This window comes from Rhodococcus sp. USK13, from assembly GCF_018343855.1.
Lineage (GTDB): Bacteria > Actinomycetota > Actinomycetes > Mycobacteriales > Mycobacteriaceae > Rhodococcus_F > Rhodococcus_F oxybenzonivorans.
The window spans coordinates 7,115,726-7,130,109 of the sequence record NZ_CP069242.1; the positions used below are offsets into that span (position 1 = coordinate 7,115,726).

A 14,384-nucleotide genomic window follows, 5' to 3' on the forward strand; every position below is an offset into this window, starting at 1 on the left:
GTCATCCGCGAACATGACACCGAGCGAGTCCTTCGGGAAATTACTGATTCGCGGTCTGCTTGCAGGCTTGATTGCCGGAATCCTCGCCGGCGGCGTGGCATTCGTCCTCGGCGAATCGCACATCGACGCCGCCATCGCGATCGAGGAAGCGGGTAGCGCCGACCACTCGCACGGCGGGGCGGAATCGACTGCACCGGCAGGCCATTCGCACGACGAGGAAGAAGCCCTGGTCAGTCGCAACGGACAGCGGTTCGGTCTGTTCCTCGCGACGTCACTCGCCGGACTGGCGCTCGGGGCGATATTTGCCGTCGTCGCGCACTACGCGCGCAGGGTGACCACGCTTTCGGGTCCGGTGCTCGGTATGGTGCTCGCGTCACTCGGGTGGCTGGCGATCGAAGCCGTTCCGTTCTTCAAGTACCCGGCCAATCCGCCGGCCGTCGGCGATCCCGAGACGATCACCAGTCGCACCTGGCTGTGGCTCGCCGTGGTGGTGCTGGGTCTGCTCGCCGTGGTCGCCTCGGTATTCGCCGCGAAAGCGGTAGCTGCTCAGGAATTCCTGTCGACGCGCATCGCGGCCCCGGTGGCCGCTTTCCTGGTCGTGGTCACGGTCGGATATTTGATTCTGCCTACCGTCGACGAGGTGGGCGACGACTTCCCTGCCGGCCTGTTGTGGGATTTCCGCCTCGCTTCCCTCGCCACCCAGGCAACCCTGTGGCTCGCTCTCGGTCTCGTGTTCGCGTTCCTCACCGAGCGTGCCAGCCGGGCGCAGGCGCCCGCGTCGGCGAACGCCGGCTGACGCGCCTTCCAAGGCGTCAACGGAATTTGTCCCACCGGGCCGGGTCCGCCTCCAGGGCGGCCCGGTCCCAGCCACCCAGTTCGGCAGCCGCGTCGTACGTGCTGTGCAGGAACGTCAGCAGTGCCAGATCCGGATCGTCTGCAGTTCGGACGGCCTCATACGGCAGCAAGAACTGCCGGAATTCTCCGCTGTAGATGGCTCCGTCGGGCCCGACCGGGTAGTCGGCGAAGCCATCCGGCTCAGGGTAGGCGTACGCATAGAATGCGCCTTCGGCGCCACCACCGGGCCAGAAACCGCAGCTGCTCAGCTCGTGCGAGTAGCCCTCGACCATCACCCAGTCTCCGCAGTTCGGCGCTCCCCCAGGGTGAGTCGGCGCGGTTTCCCGGAGAACCGGGTACAGGCCAGGTCGAGCGCACCCCAAAAAAAGTGCACGGGACTGACCTTCCCGATGAAATGCGAACGGAACTCGTGCAACACCCGGTCCGCCTGCACGAGCTGCCGCCAGAACCGGTACACCGACTCACCGTCGTACGAGCAGTGCTGGGTGTCCTCCGCGAACGGAACGGCTGGGTTCACCTCGTTGGGCCGGGCCCGAATGGTGGTCGCCACACCCAGTTCGTCCAGCGTGTCCATCGTCTCTGTGTAGAAATCGGCCACCGACTTCGGTTCGAGGGCAACCGTCCCGCTGCCGCCCGTGCTCGTGCGGATCACCAGTCGATGGTCGGCGAAGTCGAATTCGATATCGAAACATTCGGTGCCGTACGGGACTGTCGACGTCGTGAGACCGCGGGGGCTCACGTACAGCGGAACCTGCCACCAGTGGTTGATCAACGGTGCGTGGGCCAAGCGGATCTTCCCGACGATCTGCGTCCACATGTGCAGGGTGTCCCGTGTCGAGGTCCAGTCGTCCACTTTCAACGCAGGCCATGTGTCTCTGGATCGTGTCTGCTCGCGCACAGTGCCTCCCTGCCGATGACGTGCATTTCAATGTGCTCTTCGGCCAAGGCGATGGCAAGCGCGTCGCACCGACGCCCGGGTAGGGGTGGAGTCCACTGGCGCGGACACTGGCCTCGTCAGTCCACCGGCGCTGCGCTCGCCTGTGTCAGCAGCTGAAGGAACACGTCCTTCGGTTGAGCACCCGACACCGCAATTCGGCGGTCTGCCACGAAGAACGGCACCGCCGATACCTGCAACTGTCGTGCAGTGTCGAGGTCAGCGCGTACGGTATCCGCGCCGGCGTCGGAGTCCAGCTGCTTCCGTACGACATCAGGGTCGAGACCGGTACACGATGCAATGTCGACCAGAACGGCCCGATCGTCGATCACCGCGCCCTCACTGAAGTGCGCGCGGAACAGCGCCTCCACCACCGCGTCGCGAGAGTCGCCCGCGAGGTGAATCAGACGGTGCGCGTCGAACGTGTTGGCGGCGATCACGGTGTCGAAGTCGAGCCTGAGCCCTTCCTCTGCGGCAGTACGCGACACGTGTTCGAACATCTGACGCACCTGTTCTGCAGGCAGACCTTTGCTCTGCACGAGGGCGTCGAGCTCGCTGCGACGCTCCCCTGCCGGTGTTTCCGGCGACAGTTGATACGCCCGCCACGCCACCCGCACTCGCTCACGCCCCTCGAAGTCCGAGAGGGCATCGAGGAAGCGGTGCCTGCCGATGTAACACCACGGGCAGGCCACGTCCGACCAGATTTCGATCTCGATGGTACGAGCGGAGTCGTCGAGTTGTGTCGTCACAGTTCAGGAAACAGTTCGAAGCCGCTTTCTGTTCCGTGACGTCGACCGCAGAAGTTGGGTTTGTCTTGGTCCGCCGCGCCGCATTTGCGCACCCGGGATTCGGCCCGCCGGGACAGTAGTCGGTCTTCGGTACCGGGAGTAACGTCGAAACGGTCGTGCCGCTGATCGAGGGGCGCTCGCCGCAATGCCCGGATGATCGGCAGTGGACGTAGTTCTCGAACCCGCACTCATTCAGGGGAAATCATGGTGTACGTCGCTTCGCCGGGCAGGACTGTCGAAACTCTCGGAGTCGTGTCGATAACCGTCGGCGTCGTCCTTCTTTCCCTCCTCATGCTCTACCTGGTCGGGTTCGACCAGGGCGTGATCTCTCGAAGTGGCATGTACCTGCACGAACTGATGCACGACGGACGCCACCTACTGGGACTTCCCTGCCACTAGTTCCATCCAGGACCGGAGCCGGAGATGAACCCTAGAGCGGAATTCGAAGCACAGGCCGATCGCGTCGCCGAATTCACCCCAGTCCACCACGCCGAAATGGATTCGCCCTATTACCTTTCCAACGCTGCTTTCGACGCGTTGCGGCATGTCCTACACGATGTCGGCGGCCAGCCCGCTCTTCCCGTTCCGTACGAGGAGAAGGTGGAAGAAGACTGGGAGATGCGCACCTACGTCACTTGTGAATGCCTCGGATGGCGGGGTGTGTGGAATTCGGAAGAGCGCCGTCGTGCCGAGAACGACCTGGGTGCAACGCTCTATTTCGGTCTGCCGTACTACGCCCGGTGGATCACGGTGGCGGCCAAGACACTGATCAACAAAGGCCTCATCACCCCTGACGAACTTTCCGCGAAGATCGACGAGGTGCGCCGGCGGTCGAGTGACCAACGAGCAGGTGGGAGTCCGTCATGAGTAAATTCCGGATCGGCGATCGGGTCACCGTCCGGGACGCGACGTCGATGTTCCACACCAGAACTCAAGCGTTCATCCGCGGGCACACCGGCGTGATCGTCGAATATCGCCCGGAATGGGTGATACCCGAAGACGAGGCGTGGGGAAGGGTGGACGACGGACGAACGGAACCGTTCTATGTAGTGCGGTTCAAGCAGACCGACCTGTGGCCTCGCTACACCGGCTTCGACGTCGACACTTTGGAAACCGAATGCTCCGAGCGCTGGCTCGAGCTTGCAGGGGAGGCTGAGACATGACGCATTCGCACGACGACCACACCCCGATCCAAGCGTCGGAGGAGATCAGCGAATTCGAGATCCTCGAAACGGCGATCCGCGAACTGTCCATCGAGCACGGCCTGTTCTCCCACGAGGACCATCGCAGATTCTCGGAGTGGGCCGAATCCGTCGGGCCCTCCGGAGGGTCCAAGCTCGTCGCCAAAGCATGGGTCGACCCCGAATTCAAGAAGCGGCTGTTGGCCGACGGAACCGAGACGTGCAAGGAAGTCGGAATCGACTGGCGCGATCCTACCGGGTCCGGGACACCGAGCGACTACACCTACTTCTACGTGCTGGAAAACACGCCGAAGGTGCACAACGTCATCGTTTGCACGCTGTGTTCCTGCTACCCGCGACCCGTTCTGGGGATGTCACCCGATTGGTACCGCACGCCCAACTACCGGCGCCGGATGGTCCGCTGGCCCCGGGAAGTCATAGCAGAGTTCGGCTTGCACTTTCCGCCCGATGTGGAAGTGCGCGTCCACGACTCGAATCAGAAATCCCGGTTCATGGTGATGCCGATGCGGCCGTCCGGAACCGAGGATTGGAGTGAAGAGCAACTCGCATCGATCGTTACCCGCGACACCATGATCGGTGTGGCAGTACCCCAGGTGGACTGGACGGCGACCACGCCACCCTCTGTCGGAGGCCCACAGTGATGACCGACAAAGGTTACGAGGTACTCCTGAACACGTTGACACCCTCCACGACCCGTGACGATGCCACGCTTCCCGACCTCGACCGTAAACCCGACCCCTGGGAATCGAGAATGCAGGCCACGGCTGAATGCCTGTCCTGGCGTGGCGCCTTCGACAATCTCGAGAGGCGCCACACCGAGGACGAGCTGGGCGAGACCGTCTACCGCGACTTCCCGGTCCGCAGCCGCTCCGTCATCGCGACTGCCCATGCGCTGATGGACAGGGGCGTGATCAGTCAAGAGGAGCTACAGGCCAAGATGGAAGAGATCCGCGCCCGATTCAACCGGCAGTGACGCGGCTCAGGACTCGAGGGCCGCGTCGAGCGTGATCTCGACACCGGTCAACGCCTTGCTGACAGGACACGACTCCTTGGCCGCCTGTGCGGCTTTGGCGAACCCGTCGGCGTCCAGGCCCTCCACTTCACCTCGCACGGTGAGAAGGATGCCGGTCAGCTTGAAACCCGGAGTGTCCGGGCCCAGGGACACATCGGCTTTCACCTCGAGACTCTGCGGAGTCCCGCCTGCCTCCGCGATCAGCGCGGACAACTGCATCGCGAAGCAGGACGAGTGTGCTGCGGCGATCAACTCTTCGGGGCTGGTGGTTTCGTCCGCGTTGTCGGCCGCTCGCTTGGGGAACGACACGTCGAAAGTGGCAACTCCCGAGCTGGTGAGTTCGACTTGCCCCCCTCCCTGTTCGAGCGTTCCGTTCCAGGCGGTGCGTGCAGTACGTGTCGGCATGCCGATCCTCTCGTGTGACATCAGTTCTCCTCGAACCTACTCGTACCGTGCGAGCATGCGCATCGCTCTGGACCGCAGTTCTGTCCGCAGATCCGGAGGTTCCAGGACCTCGACATCGTCGCCCATCGCCCAGAGCACACCGTGCGCATGGGCGCGGTCGCCGAACACCACCTCGAGGCGAACCCGACTACGGTCGAACACGGACTGGGAGCGCACACCGAACACCCGTTCCACGAGATCGTCCCGACGGGCCACCCGCACGAGTACGTCCGCGACAACCGGTTCCGTTCTCGCCCGGAACGCTGCGCGGCGACGCTGCCAGATGGCGGCGAGGTCGATGTCGGTCGGCCGGTGCGCAGGTTCCTCGAGTTCGACTGCCTCCTCGATGCGCTCGAGTCGGTACATCCTCTCCCTGCCGGCATCCATGGCGACGAGGTACCACCGTCCGGACGCATAAATGAGTCCCAGCGGGTCGACAATTCGCCGGACCGCCGCCGCGCCCCTCGACGCGTACAGAATGCTCAGGCGACGTCCGACGAACACGGCCTGCTGGATCAGGCCGAGATGTTCCTCGGCTTGGTCCGGGTCCGACAGCCAGGTTCCCTGAGTGACGAAAATCCGTTCGGCGACCTTGGTGGCCGCTGCGCGGTGTGCGTCGGGCATCGCCGCCACCACCTTGCGCATCGCCGAAGCAAAGGCCGGAGCCATGCCCAGTGACTGCGAGGTGGCGGCGGAACCGGCCGCCAGCAGAGCTTTAGCCTCGTCGACGGTCAGCCCGGTGAGGTCCGTCGTGAATCCGGGGAGCAGTTCGAAGCCGCCGTCCCGGCCACGCTCGGCATACACCGGTATCCCCGCCGTCGACAGAGCGTCGATGTCACGCAGCACGGTACGCGGCGATACCTCGAGCTCGCGGGCGAGCGCCGACGCCGACATCCGACCACGGTTTCGGAGCAGCAGCACCAGCGACAGCAGACGGTCGGCACGCATGGGAAAAGTCTCGCAGAAATACATGACAGGAGATGTCATGTTTCGCGGCGATAGTTGCCGCATGACGACACAGACCACCGATCCCCGTCCCCTCTACCGCGAGGCACTCGCCTGGACTACCGGCCTCATCGACGCGGTCCGCGAAGACCAGCTGGCGGCGTCGACCCCGTGCGCCGACTTCGACGTCCGCACCCTTCTCGGCCATCTGGTGGCCACCGTGGAACGCGCCCGGGTCATCGGCGAAGGCGGGGATCCGAGCACGATCCCCCTCGTCGTCACCGACTTCTCCGACGGTGACTACGCAGCCGCCTATCGGTCCGCGATCGAACGGATGTGGCCGGCCTGGAGCGACGACCGGTTGGACGCCGACGTTCGAGCGCCGTGGGGGACGGTGCCCGGCCGTGCGGCCGTGTGGGGATACATCAACGAGACACTGGTGCACGGCTGGGACATCGCTGTCGCCACCGGTCAGCACTCCGAAGCTCGGCCCGCGCTCGCCGAAGCCGCGCTCGCCGTCGCCCGACAGGCGATTCCGGCCGAAGTCCGCGGTGGACATGTTCCATTCGCCGAAGTGGTCGATCCCCAGCCTGCCGCGGGCCCGACCGAGCGCCTGGCCAACTGGTCCGGACGCAAGAGCGTCTGACCCCGCATACGACGAACGGGCCGCCGGTGGAAATCCACTGGCGGCCCGTTCGTCTAGTTGCTTACTCCGAGTCGGACGCGCCCGACTTGGCCAGGTCGATCGGAACCTCATCGGGCACCGTGACCGGCTTGGTCTCGCCGCGGAACGTGAACTTCGCGTCCTCGCCCGCACCCTCGCCGTCCCAGTTCTCGACGTCGACGTACACGATCTGACCGGGGCCGACCTCGCCGAAGAGGATCTTCTCCGACAGCTGGTCCTCGATCTCGCGCTGGATGGTGCGGCGCAGCGGCCGTGCACCCAGGACCGGATCGAAGCCACGCTTGGCCAGAAGCGACTTGGCCTTGTCGGTGACCGCCATGGTCATATCCTTGTTCTTCAGCGCCACCTCGACGCGTGCCACCATCAGGTCCACCATCTTGACGATCTGCTCGGTGGTGAGCTGGTGGAAGACGACGATGTCGTCGATGCGGTTGAGGAACTCGGGCCGGAAGTGCTTCTTGAGCTCGTCGTTGACCTTGAGCTTCATCCGCTCGTAGTTCGACTCGTCGCCCTTGCCCGACGTGAATCCGAGGCCCACAGCCTTGGAGATGTCCGAGGTTCCGAGGTTCGAGGTGAAGATGAGCACCGTGTTCTTGAAGTCCACGGTCCGGCCCTGGCCGTCGGTGAGACGGCCGTCTTCGAGCACCTGCAGGAGGGTGTTGTAGATCTCCTGGTGTGCCTTCTCGATCTCGTCGAACAACACAACGCTGAACGGCTTGCGGCGCACCTTCTCGGTGAGCTGGCCGCCCTCTTCGTAGCCGACGTAGCCGGGAGGGGCACCGAACAGCCGCGACGCGGTGAAGCGGTCGTGGAACTCACCCATGTCGATCTGGATGAGAGCGTCGTCCTCGCCGAACAGGAAGTTGGCGAGAGACTTGGCCAGCTCGGTCTTACCGACACCGGACGGGCCGGCGAAGATGAACGAACCGGACGGACGCTTCGGATCCTTCAGGCCGGCACGAGTACGACGGATGGCCTTGGCGACAGCCTTGACCGCGTCTTCCTGACCGATAATCCGCTTGTGCAGCTCCTCCTCCATGCGGAGCAGACGCGTGGTCTCCTCCTCGGTGAGCTTGAACACGGGGATGCCGGTCCAGTTGCCCAGAACCTCGGCGATCTGCTCGTCGTCGACCTCGGCGATGACGTCCAGGTCACCTGAACGCCACTGCTTCTCCCGCTCCGCACGCTGCGCGACGAGGGTCTTCTCCTTGTCCCGCAGGTTCGCGGCCTTCTCGAAGTCCTGCGCGTCGATCGCAGATTCCTTCTCACGGCGGGCATCGGCGATCTTGTCGTCGAATTCGCGCAGGTCCGGCGGTGCGGTCATCCGGCGGATACGCATCCGGGCTCCGGCCTCGTCGATGAGGTCGATCGCCTTGTCGGGGAGGAAGCGGTCGTTGATGTAGCGGTCGGCCAGCGTGGCGGCAGCAACGAGTGCACCGTCCGTGATGGACACGCGGTGATGCGCCTCGTAGCGGTCGCGAAGACCCTTCAGGATCTCGATGGTGTGTTCCACCGTCGGCTCACCGACCTGCACCGGCTGGAACCGGCGCTCGAGTGCGGCGTCCTTCTCGATGTACTTGCGGTACTCGTCGAGGGTGGTGGCACCGATGGTCTGCAGTTCACCGCGAGCGAGCTTGGGCTTGAGGATCGAGGCCGCGTCGATGGCGCCCTCGGCCGCGCCGGCACCCACGAGGGTGTGCAGCTCGTCGATGAACAGGATGATGTCGCCGCGGGTGTTGATCTCCTTGAGGACCTTCTTCAGGCGTTCCTCGAAGTCACCGCGGTAGCGGCTGCCGGCCACGAGCGACCCGAGGTCGAGCGTGTACAGCTGCTTGTCCTTGAGCGTCTCGGGGACCTCGCCGTTGACGATGGCCTGGGCGAGACCTTCCACGACGGCGGTCTTACCGACACCGGGCTCGCCGATCAGCACGGGGTTGTTCTTGGTACGGCGCGACAGCACCTGCATGACACGCTCGATTTCCTTCGAGCGGCCGATGACGGGGTCGAGCTTGCCTTCGAGGGCTGCCTGGGTGAGGTTGCGACCGAACTGGTCGAGCACCAGCGACGTCGACGGGGTGCCCGCCTCGCCGCGAGTGCCGCCCGCTTCGGCCGGCTCCTTGCCCTGGTAACCGGACAGCAGCTGGATGACCTGCTGGCGCACGCGATTGAGATCGGCACCGAGCTTGACCAGCACCTGCGCCGCGACACCTTCACCCTCGCGGATGAGGCCGAGCAGGATGTGCTCCGTACCGATGTAGTTGTGTCCGAGCTGCAGCGCCTCGCGCAGGCTGAGCTCCAGGACCTTTTTGGCACGCGGGGTGAAGGGGATGTGGCCGGACGGGGCCTGCTGGCCCTGGCCGATGATCTCCTCGACCTGGCTGCGCACTCCTTCGAGGGAGATGCCCAACGACTCCAGCGACTTGGCAGCGACACCTTCGCCCTCGTGAATGAGGCCGAGCAGGATGTGCTCCGTACCGATGTAGTTGTGGTTGAGCATCCTGGCTTCTTCTTGAGCCAGGACAACAACGCGCCGTGCGCGATCGGTGAACCTCTCGAACATCGCTCTCCCTCACACTTTCCGACGAGCAGTCACGAGACCGGGTGTCTCGTCCCTGTTCGCCGCGTTTCGCTCCGGCACAACAAGCAGATCGCCACCGCCTGCTCGAACGCCTCAGCCCTGAACTGGCGCCTCAGCCTCGAACCGACGAAGGTTCCACGACCCCATCTCATACTCTAGTTGGCTGCCGATCGACCTGCTGCCCCTCCACCCCTTTAGGTGAGCGGGCGAGCCTGCTTATCGTATTCAACGCCCCAGCTCCGGCATTCGTTTCGCTTCCCTGTACGCCGGGAGCGAACAGGGACCGCAAGTCCGCTGAGGCCACCGTTTCTAGCCGCCGGGGTTCGGCTCGAACAGGTACTTCTGTCCAGTTGTTCGTCGCAAGGACGTGGCCGGATGGGTCGACGACAGCTACCAAGCTTCGACAGTCCGGCGAAGTACGCGACCCGCGCGCAGTCGTTTCCGTCGCAGCGTTGCCGCACGAACAGAAAGCCCGCCAGTCCGGCCTATCCCGACAGGGTATGTCGATGACCTGTGTGTTCGCCACCCACTCCCTGCCGGCGCGGTCCCCCGACACGACTGCGGGCACAGCAGACACGTCGGCGCTCGAGGACGCAGCCACAAGCTCGCCGGAAACCAGCGGCGGCGATGGGGCCGGAAACCGGCGGCGGCGACGGGGCCGGAAAGTAGCGTCCGAGACACGGCCGAAGGTCGGCGAGCACGCGACGGTTCAGGTCGGTGTAGGCGAGAGCATCTGTGTTGTCGCTTCGCGCAGCACACCGGACAGGGATGATTCCGCTCCGGAACGGGCTGTTACGCCGAGGCCGGTCCCCTGTCGGCCTACAGCCCGAACGCCAGGAACAGAATTGCCGAAATCCGCACGCAACGAGGCGTGGCCAGTCCCGCATTAACCGATTATCCGATCAGTCGTGGACCGTAACAGCCGAGAAGTCTCCCGGGGAGCGATTCAGCGAATTCTGTTCCCAGCCGACATTCAGTTCGCTTTGTTGTACGCGTCGATAATTTCGGCAGAGATCCGTCCGCGTGCAGAAACCTTTTTGTTGTTCTTACGCGCCCATTCACGGATCGCGGCGCTCTGTTCCCGGTCGACGGAAACGCGGGACTTGGTAGCGGCCGGGGCCGCCGCCACGGTCTTGCCACGCTTGCGCGAACTGACCTTTCGGGCATGCGAAACCCACACGTCGAGCTGCTCGCGCAATTTAGCCGCATTCTCCGAGGAAAGGTCGATCTCGTACTGGACACCGTCGAGTCCGAACTCGACGGTCTCATCAGCAGATGCCTCTTGATCGACGTCGTCGATCAGGGTGACGGTAACCTTCTTGGCCATGGGATGAATTTCCTCTCGAATGAAGCGAACGTGTCATCGTCAACGCGAGCTACTACCCGGAGGTAACCATACCCTTGATTCGTCGTCTTGGAATCCGGAGAATGGACTTATCTTATTCGCACGATTTCGTCGAGGTGAATCAGCGGTACGAGGGGCGCACAATGGGAAAGAGGATTGTTTCCCGGATTCCCAATCCCGTCAATGCCATGAGCAGTCGATCGATTCCCATTCCGGTACCGGTAGTCGGAGGCATTCCCTGCTCCATCGCCGCGAGGAATTCCTCGTCGAGGACCATCGCCTCGTCGTCACCGGCCGAGGCCAGCCGGGCCTGATCGACGAAACGCTCACGCTGAATCACCGGATCGACCAATTCCGAATAGCCGGTGGCCAACTCGAAGCCGCGCACATACAGGTCCCACTTCTCCGTGATTCCCGGTTCGGTCCGGTGGTCCCGTGTGAGCGGAGACGTCTCGACCGGGAAGTTCCGAACGAACGTGGGCTCGTACAACTGGTCGCCGCACTGGTGCTCCCACAGTTCTTCCACAAGCTTTCCGTGCCCGTACCCCTTGTCCTTGGGTACCTCGAGGCCTACCTTCTGAGCGAGCGCAAGCAATTCGTCGACAGTGGTCGCGGGGGTGACCTCGACACCGATCGCCTGTGACAGCGACGGATACATCTCGAGGGTCTTCCATTCGCCACCGAAGTCGTATTCCGTGCCGTCCGCAAGTGTCACCACGGTCGATCCGAAAGCCGCCTCGGCGACTTCCTGAACCAGTTCACGGATCATAACGGCGGAATCGTCGTACGTGCCGTAGGCCTCGTAGGTCTCGAGCATCGCGAATTCCGGCGAATGGGTGGAATCGACGCCTTCGTTCCGGAAATTGCGATTGATTTCGAAAACCTTCTCGATACCGCCGACGACGCACCTCTTCAGGAACAGTTCCGGCGCAATACGCAGATAGAGGTCGATGTCGAGGGCATTGGAATGAGTGACGAACGGCCGGGCCGCGGCGCCACCGTGGAGCGTCTGCAACATCGGTGTCTCGACCTCGAGGAATCCGCGGCGCTCGAGACCATTGCGCAGTTCTCGCACTACGGCCACCCGCTTGCGCGCATTCTCGCGCGCCTCTGCTCGCACGATCAGGTCGGCGTATCGCTGCCGGACGCGCGACTCCTCGCTCATCTCCTTGTGCGCTACCGGCAAGGGACGAAGTGACTTCGCGGCGATCTGCCACGAATCGGCCATCACGCTCAGCTCGCCGCGACGGGAGCTGATCACCTCACCGTGGACGAACACGAAATCACCGAGATCGACATCGGCCTTCCAGGAAGCGAGCGCCTCCTCCCCGACAGAGGCGAGACTGATCATCGCCTGCAGCTGGGTGCCGTCGCCTTCCTGCAGCGTCGCGAAGCACAACTTGCCCGTGTTGCGGACGAAGATGACACGACCCGCGACACCGACCACGTCACCTGTCGTGGTGTCGGGCGCCAGCTCCGGGTACTTCGCGCGGATCTCCGACAGCGTGTGGGTGCGCGCAACCGACACCGGGTACGCCTCGCGCCCCTCCGCGAGGATCCGCGCACGCTTCTCCTGACGGATCCGGAGCTGCTCGGGGGTGTCGTCGACTGGCTGGTCTGCTGCTTCACTCACGGGTCACCAGCCTAATCGACCGCCCGCGGCGCCCCTATTCAGGAGTCTTCGGGCGTCGGCCGGCTTCCGGTCAATGGGCCGAAACGGTGGCCAGCTCGCGCGTGCAGTGCTGCGAGCCGATGAGCGCTCCCAGAAGTCCCGCCGCCTTGATCGCCTTGTACCCGCCGACGAGGTCGGTCGCCTTGTGCAGGCCCAGTTGTTGCAATGACGCGGCAGCGAGACTCGACGTGTAGCCCTCCGAGCAGACGATGATCCACTCCACATCGTGGTTGACCGCCAATGCCAGGTGCGCCGAGCTGGTGGGGTCGAGGCGCCACTCGAGCACGTTCCGTTCGATGGCCAGAGCGCCGGGCAGTGTGCCTTCGACGACCCGCTGCGCCTGCGGTCGGATGTCCACGACTATCGCACCGCGCGCCACCGCCTCGGGCAGCTCGAACGCGTACATCCGGTCGATCTGCGTGCGAGCCTCTTCGAGCATCTGATCGATGGTCATTTCGAACCGCCCTCGGGGAGATCGGTGAGTTCACTTCGGGTGCGGCGCAGGGTGCCGTGCTCGGTGACCTCGTAGTAGGACATGGCCGTGAGCGGGGGCGAGTAGGCGTGCACGCTGAGAGTCGGCGTCGGAACACTCGCTCCGGGCACGTCCTGGGCTCGCACGACGTCGTGAACCCATCCGAGCGGGAAGGAAGCCTGATCGCCTGCTTCCAACGTCCGGTGACGCAGGCGGTCACCCGCCCAGCGGAACTCGGAGAGAGCCCCACTGAGAACGGTGAGCGCCCCGAAAGAGCCTGCGTGGTCGTGCAATTCGGTGTTTCGATCCGGAACCCAGCTGATCAACCAGACATCGACGTCGTCGTCGCTGTACAGCCGCGAGGACCAGCGTTCATCGGTCGGCCATCGATGTGGGAGGAGGTTGTCGTGCCGGCCGTCGAGGACCTCGGCAGCACCTTGATCGGTGATGCGCAGCAGATCGGCCGGACGAAGACGGGTGGGTACAGCTGCAGAAGAATAGGTTGCGAGCACGAGAGAGACTCCAGAAGTGTGAATTGGTCAAGGCAGCGTTCAGCCTCGACAACACTCCTGAGCACTCGTGCAGCGATTCACGCCGACCATTGTGGCACATCTTCCGGGCGGACGGAACCCGTCAGTCGAGCGGACTTCGACGGGACGTCCCACGACGGGCCTGATTCCGCTCGTACACCAGACGCAGGCCTTCGAGAGTGAGGTCCGGTTCGTGCTCGTCGATGGTCTCCGTCTCGGGCATGATCAGCGGCGCGCGATCACCGGTCGCGATCACCACCACATCGGAGCCTGCGAAGGCCGGCAGCTCCTTGCGGACTCGACGTACCAAACCGTCGACGAGACCCGCGAAACCGAACACCGCGCCCGACTGCATGCATTCGACGGTGTTCTTGCCGACCACCGAGCGGGGGCGGAGCAGCTCCACCTTGCGCAACGCCGCCGACTGCGACGCCAGAGCGTCCGACGAAATTTCAAGCCCGGGGGCGATAGCCCCACCGAGGAACTCCCCCTTGCCCGACACGACGTCGACACAGGTGGACGTGCCGAAATCGACGACGATGCACGGCGCACCGTACAGATGGTGCGCCGCAAGACTGTTGACTATCCGGTCGGCGCCGACTTCCTTCGGGTTGTCCACCAGCAGCGGGACACCGGTTCGGACTCCCGGTTCCACCAGCACGTGCGGAACGTGACCCCAGTACCGCGTCAACATCACCCGAATCTCGCGCAACACGGACGGGACCGTCGACAACGCGGCCACACCGGTGATCTGGTCGACGTGCACGCCGAGCAGTCCGCGGAAGATCAGCGCCAACTCGTCTGCCGTCATCCGCTGGTCTGTACGCATCCGCCAGTCCTGCACCAGCTTCGAGTGTTCGCCGGATCCGGTGAACAGCCCGAGAACGATGTTCGTGTTCCGGACGTCGACGGTGAGAAGCAC

The 14,384-nt window shown here is 64.1% G+C and carries 16 protein-coding genes and 1 pseudogene; 7 read left to right on the forward strand and 10 right to left on the reverse strand.

Going from position 1 to position 14,384, the window contains the following annotated elements; all coding sequences use genetic code 11:
• Window positions 1-13: 13 nt before the first annotated feature.
• Window positions 14-796, forward strand: a complete 783-nt coding sequence (locus JQT59_RS35305; RefSeq protein WP_213574326.1) for a CbtA family protein — start codon at window positions 14-16, stop codon at window positions 794-796.
• Window positions 797-812: 16 nt separating this feature from the next.
• Here JQT59_RS35305 and JQT59_RS35310 read toward each other — a convergent pair.
• Window positions 813-1,753: pseudogene (locus tag JQT59_RS35310) on the reverse strand (DUF5996 family protein).
• Between the two features lie 116 nt (window positions 1,754-1,869).
• Window positions 1,870-2,538 (reverse strand): DsbA family oxidoreductase, encoded by a 669-nt coding sequence (locus JQT59_RS35315; RefSeq protein WP_213574327.1) that lies wholly within the window; start codon window positions 2,536-2,538, stop codon window positions 1,870-1,872.
• Window positions 2,539-2,781: 243 nt separating this feature from the next.
• Between JQT59_RS35315 and JQT59_RS35320 the strand changes: the two genes are divergently transcribed.
• Genes JQT59_RS35320 through JQT59_RS35340 form a run of 5 tightly spaced genes read left to right on the forward strand, consistent with a single transcriptional unit; the run spans window position 2,782 to window position 4,752 of the window.
• A complete protein-coding gene (locus tag JQT59_RS35320; protein ID WP_159919034.1) occupies window positions 2,782-2,976 on the forward strand; it encodes a CbtB domain-containing protein in 195 nt (64 codons plus the stop codon).
• 24 nt (window positions 2,977-3,000) lie between these two features.
• Entirely contained in the window at window positions 3,001-3,444 is a 444-nt protein-coding gene (locus tag JQT59_RS37865; RefSeq protein ID WP_213574329.1) for an SH3-like domain-containing protein, read from the forward strand.
• The gene (locus tag JQT59_RS37870; protein ID WP_109326481.1) at window positions 3,441-3,740 is read left to right on the forward strand and encodes an SH3-like domain-containing protein; all 300 of its coding nucleotides are present in this window, start codon (window positions 3,441-3,443) and stop codon (window positions 3,738-3,740) included. The genes JQT59_RS37865 and JQT59_RS37870 overlap by 4 nt, the downstream gene beginning before the upstream one ends.
• Window positions 3,737-4,420: a thiocyanate hydrolase subunit gamma gene (gene scnC / locus JQT59_RS35335; RefSeq protein WP_109326480.1), complete on the forward strand. Its 684-nt coding sequence runs from the start codon at window positions 3,737-3,739 to the stop codon at window positions 4,418-4,420. Before JQT59_RS37870 ends, scnC begins: the two co-directional genes overlap by 4 nt.
• Window positions 4,417-4,752: an SH3-like domain-containing protein gene (locus JQT59_RS35340; protein WP_213574331.1), complete on the forward strand. Its 336-nt coding sequence runs from the start codon at window positions 4,417-4,419 to the stop codon at window positions 4,750-4,752. The genes scnC and JQT59_RS35340 overlap by 4 nt, the downstream gene beginning before the upstream one ends.
• A gap of 6 nt (window positions 4,753-4,758) precedes the next feature.
• Here the strand turns inward: JQT59_RS35340 and JQT59_RS35345 are convergent, their stop codons facing one another.
• Together JQT59_RS35345 and JQT59_RS35350 are read right to left on the reverse strand one after the other, a co-directional pair.
• Window positions 4,759-5,196, reverse strand: a complete 438-nt coding sequence (locus JQT59_RS35345) for an OsmC family protein (RefSeq protein ID WP_213578361.1) — start codon at window positions 5,194-5,196, stop codon at window positions 4,759-4,761.
• A 36-nt stretch (window positions 5,197-5,232) separates the two neighbouring features.
• Window positions 5,233-6,183 carry a helix-turn-helix transcriptional regulator gene (locus JQT59_RS35350; protein WP_213574333.1) on the reverse strand — a complete coding sequence of 317 codons (951 nt, stop codon included), beginning with the start codon at window positions 6,181-6,183 and terminating at the stop codon, window positions 5,233-5,235.
• Between the two features lie 37 nt (window positions 6,184-6,220).
• On the opposite strand from JQT59_RS35350, the gene JQT59_RS35355 reads away from it, so the two are divergent.
• The gene (locus JQT59_RS35355; RefSeq protein WP_213574335.1) at window positions 6,221-6,826 is read left to right on the forward strand and encodes a TIGR03086 family metal-binding protein; all 606 of its coding nucleotides are present in this window, start codon (window positions 6,221-6,223) and stop codon (window positions 6,824-6,826) included.
• A gap of 61 nt (window positions 6,827-6,887) precedes the next feature.
• Here JQT59_RS35355 and JQT59_RS35360 read toward each other — a convergent pair whose 3' ends face one another.
• From JQT59_RS35360 to JQT59_RS35385, 6 genes are all read right to left on the reverse strand, one after another.
• Window positions 6,888-9,425, reverse strand: a complete 2,538-nt coding sequence (locus JQT59_RS35360) for an ATP-dependent Clp protease ATP-binding subunit (RefSeq protein WP_109326470.1) — start codon at window positions 9,423-9,425, stop codon at window positions 6,888-6,890.
• Window positions 9,426-10,416: 991 nt separating this feature from the next.
• Window positions 10,417-10,770: a histone-like nucleoid-structuring protein Lsr2 gene (locus tag JQT59_RS35365; protein ID WP_109326469.1), complete on the reverse strand. Its 354-nt coding sequence runs from the start codon at window positions 10,768-10,770 to the stop codon at window positions 10,417-10,419.
• A gap of 139 nt (window positions 10,771-10,909) precedes the next feature.
• Window positions 10,910-12,421: a lysine--tRNA ligase gene (gene lysS, locus JQT59_RS35370; protein ID WP_213574336.1), complete on the reverse strand. Its 1,512-nt coding sequence runs from the start codon at window positions 12,419-12,421 to the stop codon at window positions 10,910-10,912.
• A 70-nt stretch (window positions 12,422-12,491) separates the two neighbouring features.
• Entirely contained in the window at window positions 12,492-12,914 is a 423-nt protein-coding gene (locus tag JQT59_RS35375) for a rhodanese-like domain-containing protein (RefSeq protein ID WP_213574337.1), read from the reverse strand.
• The gene (locus JQT59_RS35380) at window positions 12,911-13,444 is read right to left on the reverse strand and encodes a cysteine dioxygenase (RefSeq protein ID WP_213574338.1); all 534 of its coding nucleotides are present in this window, start codon (window positions 13,442-13,444) and stop codon (window positions 12,911-12,913) included. The genes JQT59_RS35375 and JQT59_RS35380 overlap by 4 nt, the downstream gene beginning before the upstream one ends.
• A gap of 121 nt (window positions 13,445-13,565) precedes the next feature.
• Window positions 13,566-14,384 carry a type III pantothenate kinase gene (locus JQT59_RS35385; protein WP_159919025.1) on the reverse strand — a complete coding sequence of 273 codons (819 nt, stop codon included), beginning with the start codon at window positions 14,382-14,384 and terminating at the stop codon, window positions 13,566-13,568.

Excerpts from the sequence above, each read along its gene's own strand:
- JQT59_RS35345 (WP_213578361.1), bottom strand. The coding sequence starts at position 5,196 with ATGCCGACACGTACTGCACGCACCGCCTGGAACGGAACGCTCGAACAG.
- JQT59_RS37865 (WP_213574329.1), top strand. The coding sequence starts at position 3,001 with ATGAACCCTAGAGCGGAATTCGAAGCACAGGCCGATCGCGTCGCCGAA.
- JQT59_RS35375 (WP_213574337.1), bottom strand. The coding sequence starts at position 12,914 with ATGACCATCGATCAGATGCTCGAAGAGGCTCGCACGCAGATCGACCGG.
- JQT59_RS35365 (WP_109326469.1), bottom strand. The coding sequence starts at position 10,770 with ATGGCCAAGAAGGTTACCGTCACCCTGATCGACGACGTCGATCAAGAG.
- JQT59_RS35360 (WP_109326470.1), bottom strand. The coding sequence starts at position 9,425 with ATGTTCGAGAGGTTCACCGATCGCGCACGGCGCGTTGTTGTCCTGGCT.
- scnC (WP_109326480.1), top strand. The coding sequence starts at position 3,737 with ATGACGCATTCGCACGACGACCACACCCCGATCCAAGCGTCGGAGGAG.
- JQT59_RS37870 (WP_109326481.1), top strand. The coding sequence starts at position 3,441 with ATGAGTAAATTCCGGATCGGCGATCGGGTCACCGTCCGGGACGCGACG.
- JQT59_RS35355 (WP_213574335.1), top strand. The coding sequence starts at position 6,221 with ATGTTTCGCGGCGATAGTTGCCGCATGACGACACAGACCACCGATCCC.
- JQT59_RS35350 (WP_213574333.1), bottom strand. The coding sequence starts at position 6,183 with ATGCGTGCCGACCGTCTGCTGTCGCTGGTGCTGCTGCTCCGAAACCGT.
- JQT59_RS35305 (WP_213574326.1), top strand. The coding sequence starts at position 14 with ATGACACCGAGCGAGTCCTTCGGGAAATTACTGATTCGCGGTCTGCTT.
- JQT59_RS35320 (WP_159919034.1), top strand. The coding sequence starts at position 2,782 with ATGGTGTACGTCGCTTCGCCGGGCAGGACTGTCGAAACTCTCGGAGTC.